Below are 14,748 nucleotides of genomic sequence, written 5' to 3'. Positions count from 1 at the left end.
CTCGCGTGAGCGAGGTCAGTCCACGCCGACGAGCAGATCCTCCACCGAGTCGTGCCGTATGCGGCTCGGCGGGACGCCGACGTCCCGGAGGGTGTGGAGACCGCTGCGGATCATTCCGGGCGGACCGGAGAGGTAGGCGTCGTACTCGTTCCACGGACCGTACGCCCGTATGGCGTCGGGAAGCTGGAGATGGGCCTGCTGGTCTATGACCGCGCGGACCGACAGCCAGTGGTGGCTCTGCTGAAGCCTGAGCATGGTGTCGATGTCGTACAGATCGTGGTCGGTCCGCGCCCCGTAGAACACCTCGACCGGGCGGCGTTCGCCGTGCTCGGCGACGTCCTCCACCAGGGCCTTGATGGGCGCTATCCCGGTGCCGCCGCCCAGGCAGAGCAGTCCGCTGTCGGTGCTGTGGTCGACGGTCATCGAGCCGGCCGGCGGGCCGAGGCGTATGACGTCCCCGGGCCGGGCGCGGTGCACCAGGGCGTTGGACACCCAGCCGGCCGGGACGGCCTTCACGTGGAACGTCAGCAGTCCGTCCGAGCGGGGCGCGGAGGCGAAGGAGTAGTGCCGCCACACGCGGGGCCACCAGGGGGTCTCCACGCTCGTGTACTGGCCCGCGAGGAAGGGGTAGGGCTGGTCGGGGCGGACGGTGAGGACCGCGACATCGGGCGTGCGCAGATCGTGCGTGACGACCTCGGCCTGCCACCAGGCCGGAGCCCGCAGCTCGTCCACCGCCGCCGCGTCGATCATGACCTGGGAGATCGTCGTGTAGGCCCGCACCCAGGCGGCCTCGGTCTCCGGGTTCCAGACGGCGGAGGCGTACCTGCTCAGCGCTCCGATGAGGCATTCGCCCACGGCTGGATAGTGCTCGGCACGCGTCCCGTACTTGCGGTGTCCACGGCCCAGATTCTGCAGGTAGTCGACGAGGACCGGAGTGTTGTCGAAGTGCTCCGCCGCCGTGAGCAGAGCCTTCAGCAGGCGGTCCCGCTGGACGTCCATCGCGGGCGGGAACATCGGCCGCAGTTCGGGGTGACGGACGAAGAGGAGAGCGTAGAAGTAGGAGGTCACCTTGTCGGCGACGGGCCCGATCTCGGTCATCGTGCCGCGGATGAGAAGGGCGTCCGGAGAGCCCTCCTCGGCGGCCGGGAGCGAGCGCTGGGCGGGCATCCGCAACGGGTCCACGTCATCCCGTCGGACACCGGTGCCGTCCTGCACCGGCCGCAGCGTCGGCGGCGTGCGGCCCTCGTGCGTCTCCGGATCACCGTCGGGCGGCGGAGTCGATGTCACCTTGCGCGGTGTGAACCAGCCGTCCCCGCCCGACATGTCGTTCTCCCCCGACGTGGTGGTCGGAGCGTCCATGGTGTGCCCTCGCCTCGAACATCTTTCGGTCGGTCTGCGCACCTTCCTCCTCGGAAGGCGCATGCTTTCCCCCGGCGGGCGGCCAGCCGCAGCGCGCAGCCTCTCATCCCGATCGGCTGCCGCGGTCGCGAACCCGGAAACGCGGTTCTTCGTTCTCTCCGTCCCGTTAGGCTGCGTGCCCTGCTCTCGGCCCGCACGGAATGCGTGTGCCCCATCCCGGACGTGAACCGGAGTCGACCCTACCGGCCGATGCCGCGCACACAAGTCCCCCCTTCCTCGCTCACGAGGCAAGCACGGTGCGCAGAGTGGGGTTTGTCAACTACCGCGTGGGTCCAACCAATTCATACGCCTCCCACAGGTCCCGTCCGGTATAGGAGTGGGTCGCGAGTCCGGCCAGGTGGGCATCGGCGTTGACCGCCACGGAAACCGGTACGACAGCAAACAGCTCCTTGTCCGACGACGAGTCGCCGTACGCCACGCAGTCCGCTCGTGCCACACCGAACTCCTCGCAGAGCCGGTCCGCGATGGTCACCTTGGCTGCGGCGCTGAGCACCCCGGACGGGTCCACGGGCTCGGTGAACGGCACAGCCGGGAAGCGGGATCCATGCGCCGCGTGGGCGCCCCAGTCGAGGAGGCGTTCCACGAAGAACGAGGGCGAGAGAGACACCACCGCGCAGTATTCACCCGCGCTTCTGATCTCCGCCCAGACCTCGCGGATCCGGGCCAGCCAGGGAGCCGCCTCGAATGCGGCCCGCACATGCGCCTCGGTCAGGTCCGCCCACAGGTCGTACACCTGCGCCGCGTACTCCGGCGGACCGATCCGTCCCTCCGCGATCGCGCGGTCCAGCGCCACCGTCTCGGCCTCCAGGCCCAACTGGCGGGAAATCTCCACTGGCGCGGTGGTTCCGTGCAGCAATGTGCCGTCGAGATCGAAGAGATGAAGTCTCGCCATGGCCCGAGGCTAGTGGACTGTCGATGTTTCACGTGAAACACCTCTAGCTGTCCTTGGCCTGTGCGCCTGGCCACGAGATGACCAAAAGCACGTGCGTCTGCATCGAAACAGGTGGACGGTGAGGGTGCCGATCGGACAGCCTGACCTGCGTGCCAACTCCTTCCCTCGCCGCACTGCCCATCCGCCGCCTGACGCTTCGCGATCTCACTGCCTGCGCCGACCTGTCCGAAGACCGGGGGTGGCCACGCGAGGAGCACAAGTGGGGCTTCCTCCTCACGGCAGGGAAGGGCTTCGGTATCGATGACCCCGAAGGCGGTCTTGTCGCCGCATGCGTGGTCACGGAGTACGGCGCGTGGGGGCGGCCGGATCTCGGCGCCATCGGTATGGTTCTGGTGGCCGAACGCCACGCCCGCCGGGGTGTCGGACGCCGCTTGATGCGGCATGTCGTGTCGACCATGGGCACGACTCCGCTGACCCTGCACGCCACGCCGTACGGCCGCCCTCTCTACGAGGAGCTGGGCTTCAAGGTGACCGGGCGGGCGGAGATGCTGATGGGCCGCTTCACCCCCGGCGGTCCGGCTTCCGGGGTCGTCACGCGTGCTGCCACCGCGGAGGACCTCCCGGCGATCCTGCGTCTCGACGAGGAGGTGTTCGGTAGCGACCGCACACCTTTCATCACCCGGCTGCCCGCCTTCGCCGATCAGCTGCGGGTGGCCGAGGAGGACGGCCGGCTCATCGGCTACACGGCCGCGTGGCCCAACATGGACACCCATGTCGTCGGCCCGCTGATCGCCCGGGACACGGAGACAGCCAAGGCGCTCGTCGCCTCGCTGGCGGCTCGTACGGACCGCCCCCTGCGCACCGACATCGACGTGCGCCACGAGGAGCTGCTGGCCTGGGCGAAGGAACGGGGGCTGGCCTCCGTGGCGTTCAACGCCGTGATGACCTACGGCATCACGGACCTGCCGGGGGACTGGACCCGGCGCTTCGCACCGCTGACGGTCGCCGCGGGCTGAGCTCTCGTACGACACACGCCGGCCCTGCCGCTTCGAAGCGGCAGGGCCGGCGCCATGGGGTGGGGGCTGCGGGCTCAGGCGAGCGCCTGCACAGCCGTGGTGGCGAAGCCGTGGTCCTGCTCCGGCGCGCCGCCGCCGACACCGATCGCACCGATCAGCCGGCCGTCCCGGTGGACGGGGATACCGCCCGCGATGAACAGCAGGGGCCGGTCGAGGGCCGTGGGCAGCGTGTGGAAGAGGCCGCCGGGCTGGACGGCGTCGACGAGGTCGGCGGTGGGCGCGTTCAGCTGGAGAGCCGTGTAGGCCTTGCGGGTGCTGGTCTCGCCGGAGATCAGCACGGCCCGGTCGTCCCGGCGGAAGGCGAGCAGGTGGCCGCCGGCGTCCAGGACGGTGACGCTGACGGTGACTCCGGCCTCCTCGGCCGCCCGGCGGGCCGTGGTGACGAGCAGCTCGGCGTCCTCGGTGGTGAGCGGGGCGACGGCGGTGGTGCTCATGGAGGTGTCTCCTTGGATGGTGCTGTGGTGGGTACTTGCCGTACCGGGGAAGGCCCCGGCACGGGCGTCTGTGGGGTTGCGGTGCCCGAGGGCCGAGTGGGTCAGTGGTGGACGGGAGTCCGCTGCACTGCCGGCGTTCCGGAGGCGACCACGGTGTCGCGCGCACCGTCACGGCGCTCCAGGGCCGCGGAGAGGAAGGCGAGGACCAGAGCGGCGGCGGCGAGGGCGGCGCCGACCCAGTTGGGGGCCGTGTAGCCGAAGCCGGCCGCGATCACGAGGCCGCCGAGCCAGGCGGACAGGGCGTTGCCCAGGTTGAAGGCGCCGATGTTCACGGCCGACGCGAGAGTCGGGGCCCCGTGCGCCTGGTCGAGGACGCGCTTCTGCAGCGGCGGCACGGTGGCGAAGCCCAGGGCACCGATCAGTGCGATGGTGACCGCAGCCGCGATCTTGTTGTGGGCGGTGAGCGTGAAGAGGGCCAGGACGACGGCCAGGGCGCCCAGGGAGACGTACAGCATCGGCATCAGGGCGCGGTCGGCGAACTTGCCGCCGATCAGGTTGCCGCCGACCATGCCGAGACCGAACAGGACCAGCAGCCAGGTGACCGAGCCGTCGGCGAACCCGGCGATGTGGGTCATCATCGGCGCGATGTAGGTGATCGCCGCGAAGACACCGCCGAAGCCGAGAACGGTCATCGCCATGGCGAGCAGGACCTGGGCGTTCTTGAAGGCGGCCAGCTCGTGCCGCAGGTGGACACCCTCCGGGCGCGGCAGCTCGGGAACGAGCTTGGCGATGCCGGCCAGACCGACGACGCCGAGGGCGGCGACGATGCCGAAGGTGACGCGCCAGCCGACGCTCTGTCCGATGAGCGTGCCCAGCGGCACGCCGATGACATTGGCCACGGTCAGACCGGTGAACATCATGGCGATGGCGCCGGCCTTCTTGTCCGGTGCGACCAGCTCGGCCGCGACGACCGAGCCGATGCCGAAGAAGGCACCGTGGGCGAGCGAGGCGATCACCCGCCCGATCAGCATGACCGCAAAGTTCGGGGCCAGGGCGGAGAGCAGGTTGCCGGCGATGAAGAGGCCCATCAGCAGCATCAGCATCCGCTTGCGCGGGACCTTGGTGCCGAGCACGGTCATCAGCGGGGCACCGATGACCACGCCGAGCGCGTAGCCGGTCACGAGCAGGCCCGCCGTGGGGATGGAGACCCCGAAGTCGCCCGCGACCTCGGGCAGCAAGCCCATGATCACGAACTCGGTCGTTCCGATTCCGAAGGCCCCGATCGCGAGGGCCAGAAGCGCGAGAGGCATGTGGGGGTACACCTTCCCAGATGATTGCAGGAGCGCTTTGCGTGTGTCCACAATAGTTGCAGACGCGGGCTAAGTGCAACCGCCGACTATTGCGGACGTGCTCTACCCTTGATTCAGCCGCTCCGGGACGGAGGAAAACGCCAATGACAGCGACGGACCCCGCACTCACCGCCCTCGCCCAGGGCTGGTGCGCCCTTTCTGCGCTGCACGGGAGAATCGAGGCGCACATCGAGCGCGCCCTGCAGGCCGGGCACGAGCTGAGCGTCCGGGAGTACTCGCTGCTGGACGTGCTCAGCAGGCAGCACGAGGGCGAGGGCGGGCATCTGCAGATGAAGCAGGTCGCCGACGCGGTCGTGCTCAGCCAGAGCGCCACCACCCGCCTGGTGTCCCGACTGGAGGACCGCGGCCTGCTGGAGCGCTACCTGTGCCCCACCGACCGGCGCGGCATCTACACCAACGTCACCGAGGCGGGCCTGCGGCTGCTGGAGGAGGCGCGGCCCACCAACGACACCGCTCTGCGCGAGGCCCTGGACGACGCCGCCAAGAACCCCGAACTGGCCCCGCTGGTCCGCGTGGTGGAGTCGCTGAACGTGCCCGCATAGGGTGCGGGCATGGGAGATCTTGAAATACGTGCCGCGACCGCCGACGATCTCCCGGCGATCGTGGCGATGCTCGCCGACGATCCGCTGGGCGCCCAGCGCGAGTCACCCGACGATCTGACGCCGTACCGGACCGCGCTGGAGCGCCTCGCCGCCGATCCGAACCAGCATGTCGTCGTCGCCGTACGGGACGGCCGCGTGATCGGAACCCTCCAGCTCACGATCATCCCGGGGCTCTCGCACAAGGGGGCGACCCGCGCGCTCATCGAGGCCGTGCGCATCCACGCCGACGAACGGGGCAGCGGGCTGGGCGGTCGGCTGATCGAGTGGGCGATCGACACCTCCCGGCAGCTCGACTGTCGGATGGTGCAGCTGACGTCGGACAAGACACGCACCGACGCCCACCGCTTCTACGAGCGGCTGGGCTTCACCGCCTCGCACGAGGGCTTCAAGCTCCCGCTCTGACCTTGGAACAAGGGGTGTGTCTGGGGGTGTGTTTCACGTGAAACACACCCCCAGACCGGCTACGGGCTAGCCGATACCCCGCCACCCCTCCGGGTCCACCCCACCGGGCACCGGGGCCTCGGGGTCGTACGGCTGCCGGGTGAACACGAACGAGCCGAGGTCGAGGTGACTCACGGACCCGTCCGGTCGCCGTACGGGACGCAGCAGCTCACCCGCGTAATAGCCCTCCAACCCCGTCCAGGTGCCGTCGCCGTTCGGGCGGAAGCGGGCCCTGCGGCCGCCACCGGACAGCGGTGCCAGCGAGACAAGGCCGTCGACGGTCGCCCGCAGACCGAAGGCGTGGGTGCCCCAGTACCACTGCCCCACCAGCTCCAGCACCGCCGGATCGACCTCGCGCAGGGGCTTCCAGGGCTCGGGGATGCGTGGTTCCGCCTCGGCGACGATCCGCACGAGATCCGCTCCCACGGCACCCAGCCACGGTCCACTGGTGCAGTTGGCGAGCACCACCGCGGCCACGTCGTCCTCCACACTGATGGTGAGGTTCGCCAGGAAGCCCGGCAGCGAACCGGAGTGCCCGACGAGCAGCCGGCCGTCACGACGCTGAATCTGCATGCCCAGGCCGTACGTGACCCCGTCCACCACGTCCGCGGCCTCGGCGGGCGCCGCCGGGGTGCGCATCTCCCGTACCGATTCCGCGCTCAGGACGCGGTCGTCGCCCCGGGCCAGAAACGCGGCGAATCGCGCCAGGTCCCCGGTGGTCGACCAGAGCTGGCCGGCCGGAGCCATCCGGCCCAGGTCCTCCAACGGCTCGGGCAGCATCGCGTCGGCCCACGGATGCACGGCCCAGCCGCCCGCGTGCGGGGGCTCGGGCTGGGCGCTCGTCCGGTGCAGACCCAGGGGCTCCAGGATCTCGTAGCGCAGCACCTCCTCCCAGGGCGCGCCGCGCAGCTCCTCGACCAGGGCGCCGAGCACGGTGTAGCCGGGGTTGGAGTAGTGGTGGCGCCGGCCGACGGGATGCAGCAGGGGCTGCTCGCCGAGCACATCGCTCAGCTCGGGGCGCAGGGAGCCGGGCGTCCGCTCCCACCAGGGCGCGGGCGACTCCGCCGCCAACCCCGCCGTATGGGCGAGCAGTTCGGCGATCGTCGCCTCCCCCGCGCCGGTGCCCGGCAGATGCTTCTCCAGCGGATCACCGAGATCGAGCAGGCCCTCGTCGCGCAGCCGCATCACCAGTACGGCGGTGAAGGTCTTGGTGATGGACCCGATCCGGTACTGCACGGTCTCGTCCGGCGCGTGTCCGTCCACTGAGCTCCGCGCCCCGTGCCACACAGCCTGGCCGTCCCGCACGACGGCAGCGACCAGCGACGGCGCCCGTCCCTCGGCCTGCGCGACGGCGATCCGGTGCAGCAGAGCGCGGCGGGTGCCGGGGAGCAGGGCTTCCTGAGTTGTCGTCATGGGCCCAGTCCACCGGTTACGGCGGCGGGCGTCGAATCAATTGCCCGCGCGCCCGTGACCGTGACCTGCGGATCAGGTCTGCGCCATGTCCACGAAACGGGAGTAGTGGCCCTGGAACGCGACCGTGATGGTGGCCGTCGGACCGTTTCGGTGCTTGGCGACGATCAGATCGGCCTCGCCCGCACGGGGAGACTCCTTCTCGTACGCGTCCTCGCGGTGCAGCAGGATGACCATGTCGGCGTCCTGCTCGATGGAGCCGGACTCACGCAGGTCGGAGACCATCGGCTTCTTGTCGGTGCGCTGCTCGGGACCACGGTTCAGCTGGGAGAGCGCGATGACCGGGATCTCCAGCTCCTTCGCGAGCAGCTTGAGGTTACGGGACATGTCCGAGACCTCCTGCTGACGGCTCTCGGCGCGCTTGGAGCCACCGGACTGCATCAGCTGGAGGTAGTCGATGACGACCAGCTTCAGGTCGTTGCGCTGCTTCAGCCGCCGGCACTTGGCCCGGATCTCCATCATCGACAGGTTCGGGGAGTCGTCGATGTACAGCGGTGCGGCCGACACGTCCGGCATACGGCGGGCGAGCCGTGTCCAGTCCTCGTCGGTCATCGTGCCGGACCGCATGTGGTGCAGAGCGACTCGGGCCTCGGCGGACAGCAGACGCATCGCGATCTCGTTGCGGCCCATTTCGAGCGAGAAGATGACGCTCGGAAGGTTGTTCTTGATGGAGGCGGCCCGCGCGAAGTCCAGTGCGAGGGTCGACTTACCCATGGCGGGACGGGCGGCGATGACGATCATCTGCCCCGGGTGGAGCCCGTTCGTCAGCGAGTCGAAGTCGGTGAACCCGGTGGGCACGCCCGTCATCTCGCCGCTGCGCGAGCCGATCGCCTCGATCTCGTCGAGGGCGCCCTCCATGATGTCGCCGAGCGGGAGGTAGTCCTCGCTGGTGCGCTGCTCGGTGACGGCGTAGATCTCGGCCTGGGCGCTGTTGACGATCTCGTCCACGTCTCCGTCGGCCGCGTATCCCATCTGCGTGATGCGCGTACCGGCTTCGACCAGGCGGCGCAGGACGGCCCGCTCGTGGACGATCTCGGCGTAGTACTCGGCGTTGGCCGCCGTCGGCACGGTCTGGACGAGGGTGTGCAGATACGCGGCGCCGCCGACCTTGTTGATCTCGCCGCGCTTGGTGAGCTCGGCCGCGATGGTGATCGGGTCGGCCGGCTCGCCCTTGGCGTAGACGTCCAGGATGGCCTGGTAGATCGTCTCGTGGGCGGGCTTGTAGAAGTCGTGGCCCTTGAGGATCTCGACGACGTCGGCGATGGCGTCCTTGGACAGCAGCATGCCGCCCAGCACCGACTGCTCGGCGTCCAGGTCCTGCGGCGGCACCCGCTCGAAGGACGACCCTCCGCCGTCCCAGCCGCCGTTCTCCCGGCCCCGGTCGTGCTGCTCGTCACGACCTCGGCCGCCGTCGCTCCGCCGACGGGAGGCCGGCAGACGATCACTGGGCCCGGCTTCGGCCCACGGATCGTCCAAGGGCTCGGAAATGCTCACCGAGCCACCTCCTCCCGTCCGCGCGGCGGACCTCGCCGTGTCCTCTTTTGTACGGCACGACACTGACAAATGAGAGGCCCAACTCCGGTTCTTGCGCGTCGGGTTTGTGACGATTCCCGAGCCGGAAGAAGGACGCTTGCCGGGCCGGGAAGAGGAGCGGGCGCCGGACAACGGTAGGCCCGTCGGCACCGTCAGCCAATCTGGTTATCCACAGGCCATGTGGACGACCGCCCAGATGCTGTGGAGAACTCGGCGAAACCTGTGCACGACGCGGTGGACAGCCCTGTGAACAAGCCCTCGATCTCGTCATGAGCAAGCCGCTGACCAGCACCTTTGTGATCCACCGGCTGTGCAGAAGAAAAACTTCCCCAGTCGGGCCAAGTTCGCATCGAACGGTGCCCGAAAGGGCGCGCTCCGAGACGCAAAGTAAGGACCACTGATCGATTGCATCTCTTACCTGTGGACGATTACATTGATGCTCATGACACAGGCTCCAGAGATCCCCAAGGCCACCCGGCGGCGGCACGACCGAGAGATCGTCGCGCTGGCCGTTCCGGCCTTCGGTGCACTCGTCGCCGAGCCTCTCTTCGTCATGGCGGACAGTGCGATCGTCGGCCATCTCGGAACCGCCCAGCTTGCCGGTCTCGGTGTTGCCTCAGCGCTCCTCACCACCGCCGTGAGCGTCTTCGTCTTCCTCGCCTACGCCACGACGGCCGCCGTGGCCCGCCGCGTCGGCGCCGGCGATCTCCCGGCGGCCATCCGGCAGGGCATGGACGGCATCTGGCTGGCGCTGCTCCTCGGCATCGCCGTCATCGCCGTCGTCCTGCCGCTGGCCCCCGGCATCGTGGACCTGTTCGGCGCTTCCACGACCGCGGCTCCCTACGCGATCACCTATCTGCGTATCTCCGCCCTGGGCATCCCGGCCATGCTCGTCGTCCTGGCCGCGACCGGGGTCCTGCGCGGTCTGCAGAACACCAGGACCCCGCTCTATGTCGCGGTCGGGGGCTTCGTCGCCAACGCCGGCCTCAACGTGGGCCTCGTCTACGGCGCCGGACTCGGCATCGCCGGTTCGGCCTGGGGCACGGTCATCGCGCAGTGCGGTATGGCGGCCGTCTACCTGACCGTGGTCGTCCGCGGGGCCCACCGGCACGGCGCTTCTCTCCGGCCGGACGCCGCCGGTATCCGGGCCTCGGCCCAGGCCGGCGTTCCCCTGCTGATCCGCACCCTGTCCCTGCGGGCGATTCTCATGATCGCCACCGCGGTCGCGGCCCGTCTCGGTGACGCCGACATCGCCGCGCACCAGATCGTCCTGTCCCTGTGGAGTCTGCTGGCCTTCGCGCTCGACGCGATAGCGATAGCGGGGCAGGCCATCATCGCCCGCTACCTCGGTGCGAACGATGCCCGGGGCGCACGCGAAGCCTGCCGCCGCATGATCCATTGGGGCATCGCGGCCGGTGTCGTACTGGGCCTGCTCGTGGTGGCCTCCCGGCCACTCTTCCTGCCGCTGTTCACGAGCGACTCCGTGGTGAAGGACGCCGCACTGCCGGCCTTGCTGCTGGTGGCGCTGTCGCAGCCCGTCTGCGGGATCGTCTTCGTCCTGGACGGAGTCCTGATGGGCGCGGGCGACGGCCCGTATCTGGCCGGTGCCATGGTCGTCACTCTGGTGGTGTTCGCTCCGGCAGCCCTGCTCATCCCCGTGCTCGGCGGCGGCCTCACGGCACTCTGGGCAGCGATGACGTTCATGATGACGATCCGCCTGCTGACGCTGTGGCTGCGGACCCGGTCGGGCCGCTGGATCGTGACAGGCGCGACCCGCTGACCGTTTCACGTGCATCCACGCTGACCGTTTCACGTGAAACATGCCCAGGTGGCCGTCTCGGTCATGGGAAAGGGGCCGCACCCTTGAAGGGTGCGGCCCCTTTCACCGGCTCAAGCGAGCACAGCGATCACACGGCAATCAGGCCGCGACGACCTCGATGTTGACCTTGGCGGCAACCTCGGGGTGCAGACGCACGGACGTCTCGTGGGCGCCCAGGGTCTTGATCGGAGCGGACAGCTCGATGCGGCGCTTGTCGACCTCGGGGCCACCGGAAGCCTTGATCGCGGACGCGATGTCGGCCGGGGTGACGGAACCGAAGAGACGGCCGGAGTCGCCGGAGCGGACGGCCAGACGGACCTTCACGCCCTCAAGCTGAGCCTTGACCTGGTTGGCCTGCTCGATGGTCTGGATCTCGTGGATCTTGCGAGCACGACGGATCTGCTCGACGTCCTTCTCGCCACCCTTGGTCCAGCGGATAGCGAACTTCCGCGGGATCAGGTAGTTGCGAGCGTAACCGTCCTTGACGTCGACGACGTCGCCAGCGGCACCGAGGCCGGAGACCTCGTGGGTGAGGATGATCTTCATGAGTCGGTCACCCTTCCCTTAGCGCGCGGTGGACGTGTAGGGCAGCAGCGCCATCTCACGGCTGTTCTTCACGGCCGTGGCGACGTCACGCTGGTGCTGCGTGCAGTTGCCGGTCACGCGGCGGGCACGGATCTTGCCGCGGTCGGAAATGAACTTCCGCAGCATGTTCGTGTCCTTGTAGTCCACGTACGTGACCTTGTCCTTGCAGAAAGCGCAGACCTTCTTCTTCGGCTTGCGCACAGGCGGCTTCGCCATGGTGTTTCTCCTGTGTGATCAAGAAGTTTGGGTACGACCCGCCCTCGGCCCGGAGGCCTAGAAGGGGGGCTCGTCCGAGTAGCCGCCACCGCCGCCGGAGCCTCCGCCCCAGCCGCCGCCACCCTGCTGGCCGCCACCGGCGGGAGCGCCGGTCGCCCACGGGTCGTCGGCCGGAGCGCCGCCGCCCTGCTGGCCGCCACCGGGGCCACCGCCCCAGCCGCCGCCCTGCTGGCCGCCACCGCCGCCGTAACCGCCCTGGCCACCGCGAGCGCCACCGCCGGCGGTCTTGGTGACCTTGGCCGTGGCATTGCGCAGGCTGGGGCCGACTTCCTCGACGTCCAGCTCGTAGACCGTGCGCTTGACGCCCTCCCGGTCCTCATAGGACCGCTGCTTCAGCCGGCCCTGCACGATGACGCGCATGCCTCGCTGGAGCGACTCGGCGACGTTCTCCGCCGCCTGGCGCCAGACCGAGCAGGTCAGGAACAGGCTCTCGCCGTCCTTCCACTCGTTCGTCTGGCGGTCGAAGGTGCGGGGAGTGGACGCGACACGGAACTTCGCGACCGCCGCACCGGACGGGGTGAAGCGCAGCTCGGGGTCGTCGACAAGATTGCCGATGACCGTGATGACGGTCTCGCCTGCCATGGGGGAACCTCTCGGCGGGTTTGCTGCTCTGGCTGCTTGGTTGCTGCTACTCGAATCCCGAGATCAGCTGAGCGGGAGAGCTCAGTGGGTCTCGGGGCGGAGGACCTTGGTCCGGAGGACCGACTCGTTCAGGTTCATCTGCCGGTCGAGCTCCTTGACGACCGCGGGCTCGGCCTGCAGGTCGATGACCGAGTAGATGCCCTCGGGCTTCTTCTTGATCTCGTAGGCGAGACGACGACGGCCCCAGGTGTCGACCTTCTCAACCTTGCCGCCGCCATCGCGGACGACGGAGAGGAAGTTCTCGATCAGGGGGGAGACAGCGCGCTCCTCCAGATCGGGGTCGAGGATGACCATCACCTCGTAGTGACGCATGTGGAACCCACCTCCTTTGGACTCAGCGGCCACGGTCGTTCCGTGGCAGGAGGGTCGTGATGCGTACGCAACGGTATCGGCCGCCACTGACAGTCGGGGGGCCTCTGAGGAATCCCCGCAGTGTTACCTGGGCAGGCGTGGGCAGACACCGGTGCAGAGGGTACAGACTACCCGCACACCCGCTTCCGGTTGAAATCCGGCCGTGAACACCGTCACTCTGTACACGTCGGGTGTGTACGGCGCTACTATCCGCCGCCTTCCGCAGGAGGTGCCCATGGCACAGGCAATGCATCCCAACGTCGCCGGTTCCCTCTTCGCCACGGACGGCAAGACCCGTCCGCTTCAGGACGCCCTGACGGCGGTCACGCTCGTCCTCGGCCTCCTGTCCTTCATCACGTCCTTCTTCCACGGCCTCCACCTGCTGACCTCATGGACAGGCCTGGTGGGGCTTCTCGTCGGCATCTACGGACAGTGGATCTCGGTGACCACGCGGGAGCGGTTCGGCCTGATCCTGGGCCTCGGTGCCGCGGGGGTCGGTTTCATGATCGGCATGGCTCACGGCGGCCTGTTCGGCGGACTCTTCGGCTGACTCCGCCGGGCCAAGGGCCGTACGGCCAGTCGGGGCGCTCACAAGGCGCAGTAGGCTTCGGCGCGAGAGCCGGAGCCCCTGAACCCATGGGGACACACCAGCCCGAGGAGCGCCCCGAATGAGCCTGACCCTGAGGACCATCAGCCGCGAGCAGCATCTGGCCTACATCCAGAGCCTGCAGGCGGCGAGCCACATGCAGGTCCCGGCCTGGGCAGATGTGAAGGCGGAGTGGCGCTCGGAGAGCCTCGGCTGGTTCGACGACCGTACCGGCCACATGGTCGGCGCGGGCCTGGTCCTCTACCGTCAGCTGCCCAAGATCAAGCGCTACCTCGCCTACCTGCCCGAGGGCCCGGTCATCAACTGGTACGCGCCGAACCTGGACGACTGGATCCAGCCGATGCTGGCGCACCTGAAGCAGCAGGGTGCCTTCTCCGTGAAGATGGGCCCGCCGGTGATCATCCGCCGCTGGAACGCGGACACCATCAAGAAGGGCATCCAGGACCCGGACGTCAAGCGGCTGCGCGACCTGGAGGCCGACTTCATCGAGCCGCGCGCCTTCGAGGTGGCCGACAAGCTGCGCCGTATGGGCTGGCAGCAGGGCGAGGACGGCGGCGCCGGCTTCGGCGACGTGCAGCCCCGCTACGTCTACCAGGTGCCGCTGGCGAACCGTTCCCTGGAAGAGGTCCACAAGAACTTCAACCAGCTGTGGCGCCGCAACATCAAGAAGGCCGAGAAGGCCGGCGTCGAGGTCGTCCAGGGCGGCTACCAGGACCTGGCCGAGTGGCAGCGGCTGTACGAGATCACGGCCGTCCGTGACCACTTCCGGCCCCGCCCCCTGTCGTACTTCCAGCGCATGTGGACGGCCCTCAACACCGAGGACCCCAACCGCATGCGGCTGTACTTCGCCCGCCACAACGGTGTGAACCTGTCCGCGGCGACGATGCTGATCGTCGGCGGGCACGTCTGGTACTCCTACGGCGCCTCCGACAACATCGGCCGCGAGGTCCGGCCGTCGAACGCGATGCAGTGGCGGATGCTCCGCGACGCGTACGCGCTCGGCGCCACCGTCTACGACCTGCGTGGCATCTCCGACTCGCTGGACGAGACCGACCACCTCTTCGGCCTGATCCAGTTCAAGGTCGGCACCGGCGGCCAGGCCGCCGAGTACCTCGGCGAGTGGGACTTCCCGCTGAACAAGCTGCTCCACAAGGCGCTCGACATCTACATGTCGCGCCGCTGAGCCGCGCGGGCGTTTGATTCCATAGCCCTCACAGTTCTCACACCCTCT

16 protein-coding genes are annotated in these 14,748 nt (G+C 69.0%); 6 read left to right on the top strand and 10 right to left on the bottom strand.

What is annotated here, in order from left to right:
* Window positions 1-15 precede the first annotated feature (15 nt).
* On the bottom strand, window positions 16-1,167 hold the full coding sequence (locus ABZ937_RS26180; RefSeq protein ID WP_361695802.1) for a globin domain-containing protein: 1,152 nt from the start codon (window positions 1,165-1,167) through the stop codon (window positions 16-18).
* A 511-nt stretch (window positions 1,168-1,678) separates the two neighbouring features.
* Window positions 1,679-2,311, bottom strand: coding sequence for an HAD-IB family phosphatase (locus ABZ937_RS26175; protein WP_361695748.1), 633 nt, complete (start codon window positions 2,309-2,311; stop codon window positions 1,679-1,681).
* 149 nt (window positions 2,312-2,460) lie between these two features.
* On the opposite strand from ABZ937_RS26175, the gene ABZ937_RS26170 reads away from it, so the two are divergent.
* The gene (locus tag ABZ937_RS26170; RefSeq protein WP_361695747.1) at window positions 2,461-3,327 is read left to right on the top strand and encodes a GNAT family N-acetyltransferase; all 867 of its coding nucleotides are present in this window, start codon (window positions 2,461-2,463) and stop codon (window positions 3,325-3,327) included.
* Window positions 3,328-3,401: 74 nt separating this feature from the next.
* Here the strand turns inward: ABZ937_RS26170 and ABZ937_RS26165 are convergent, their stop codons facing one another.
* Window positions 3,402-3,821, bottom strand: a complete 420-nt coding sequence (locus ABZ937_RS26165) for a heme-binding protein (protein ID WP_361695746.1) — start codon at window positions 3,819-3,821, stop codon at window positions 3,402-3,404.
* Between the two features lie 101 nt (window positions 3,822-3,922).
* On the bottom strand, window positions 3,923-5,131 hold the full coding sequence (locus ABZ937_RS26160) for an MFS transporter (RefSeq protein ID WP_361695744.1): 1,209 nt from the start codon (window positions 5,129-5,131) through the stop codon (window positions 3,923-3,925).
* A gap of 143 nt (window positions 5,132-5,274) precedes the next feature.
* Here ABZ937_RS26160 and ABZ937_RS26155 point away from each other — a divergent pair, with 143 nt between their 5' ends.
* Together ABZ937_RS26155 and ABZ937_RS26150 are read left to right on the top strand one after the other, a co-directional pair.
* Window positions 5,275-5,733 (top strand): MarR family transcriptional regulator, encoded by a 459-nt coding sequence (locus tag ABZ937_RS26155; RefSeq protein ID WP_361695743.1) that lies wholly within the window; start codon window positions 5,275-5,277, stop codon window positions 5,731-5,733.
* A 9-nt stretch (window positions 5,734-5,742) separates the two neighbouring features.
* Window positions 5,743-6,195, top strand: a complete 453-nt coding sequence (locus ABZ937_RS26150) for a GNAT family N-acetyltransferase (protein WP_361695742.1) — start codon at window positions 5,743-5,745, stop codon at window positions 6,193-6,195.
* 66 nt (window positions 6,196-6,261) lie between these two features.
* On the opposite strand, the gene ABZ937_RS26145 is transcribed toward ABZ937_RS26150, so the two are convergent.
* Both ABZ937_RS26145 and dnaB read right to left on the bottom strand, forming a co-directional pair.
* Window positions 6,262-7,647: a serine hydrolase domain-containing protein gene (locus tag ABZ937_RS26145; RefSeq protein WP_361695741.1), complete on the bottom strand. Its 1,386-nt coding sequence runs from the start codon at window positions 7,645-7,647 to the stop codon at window positions 6,262-6,264.
* Between the two features lie 72 nt (window positions 7,648-7,719).
* Window positions 7,720-9,198 (bottom strand): replicative DNA helicase, encoded by a 1,479-nt coding sequence (gene dnaB, locus ABZ937_RS26140; protein ID WP_361695739.1) that lies wholly within the window; start codon window positions 9,196-9,198, stop codon window positions 7,720-7,722.
* Between the two features lie 481 nt (window positions 9,199-9,679).
* Between dnaB and ABZ937_RS26135 the strand changes: the two genes are divergently transcribed.
* The gene (locus tag ABZ937_RS26135; protein WP_361695738.1) at window positions 9,680-11,017 is read left to right on the top strand and encodes an MATE family efflux transporter; all 1,338 of its coding nucleotides are present in this window, start codon (window positions 9,680-9,682) and stop codon (window positions 11,015-11,017) included.
* A 138-nt stretch (window positions 11,018-11,155) separates the two neighbouring features.
* On the opposite strand, the gene rplI is transcribed toward ABZ937_RS26135, so the two are convergent.
* The 4 genes from rplI to rpsF all read right to left on the bottom strand — a co-directional run bounded on the left by rplI (window position 11,156) and on the right by rpsF (window position 12,871).
* Complete coding sequence (gene rplI / locus ABZ937_RS26130; RefSeq protein WP_189296665.1) at window positions 11,156-11,602, bottom strand: 50S ribosomal protein L9; 447 nt, start codon at window positions 11,600-11,602, stop codon at window positions 11,156-11,158.
* Window positions 11,603-11,620: 18 nt separating this feature from the next.
* Window positions 11,621-11,857, bottom strand: coding sequence for a 30S ribosomal protein S18 (rpsR, locus tag ABZ937_RS26125; RefSeq protein WP_003949403.1), 237 nt, complete (start codon window positions 11,855-11,857; stop codon window positions 11,621-11,623).
* Window positions 11,858-11,914: 57 nt separating this feature from the next.
* Window positions 11,915-12,499 (bottom strand): single-stranded DNA-binding protein, encoded by a 585-nt coding sequence (locus ABZ937_RS26120; protein WP_361695737.1) that lies wholly within the window; start codon window positions 12,497-12,499, stop codon window positions 11,915-11,917.
* A gap of 81 nt (window positions 12,500-12,580) precedes the next feature.
* Window positions 12,581-12,871, bottom strand: a complete 291-nt coding sequence (gene rpsF / locus ABZ937_RS26115; protein WP_014673750.1) for a 30S ribosomal protein S6 — start codon at window positions 12,869-12,871, stop codon at window positions 12,581-12,583.
* 274 nt (window positions 12,872-13,145) lie between these two features.
* On the opposite strand from rpsF, the gene ABZ937_RS26110 reads away from it, so the two are divergent.
* Complete coding sequence (locus ABZ937_RS26110; RefSeq protein WP_361695736.1) at window positions 13,146-13,460, top strand: hypothetical protein; 315 nt, start codon at window positions 13,146-13,148, stop codon at window positions 13,458-13,460.
* A gap of 118 nt (window positions 13,461-13,578) precedes the next feature.
* Complete coding sequence (femX, locus tag ABZ937_RS26105; RefSeq protein ID WP_361695735.1) at window positions 13,579-14,700, top strand: peptidoglycan bridge formation glycyltransferase FemX; 1,122 nt, start codon at window positions 13,579-13,581, stop codon at window positions 14,698-14,700.
* Window positions 14,701-14,748 lie beyond the last annotated feature (48 nt).

This window comes from Streptomyces sp. NPDC046727, from assembly GCF_040645635.1.
In the GTDB taxonomy this organism is placed as follows: Bacteria; Actinomycetota; Actinomycetes; order Streptomycetales; family Streptomycetaceae; genus Streptomyces.
Note: the sequence above shows the minus strand (reverse complement) of the source record. Positions and strands in the feature narration are given on the sequence as shown.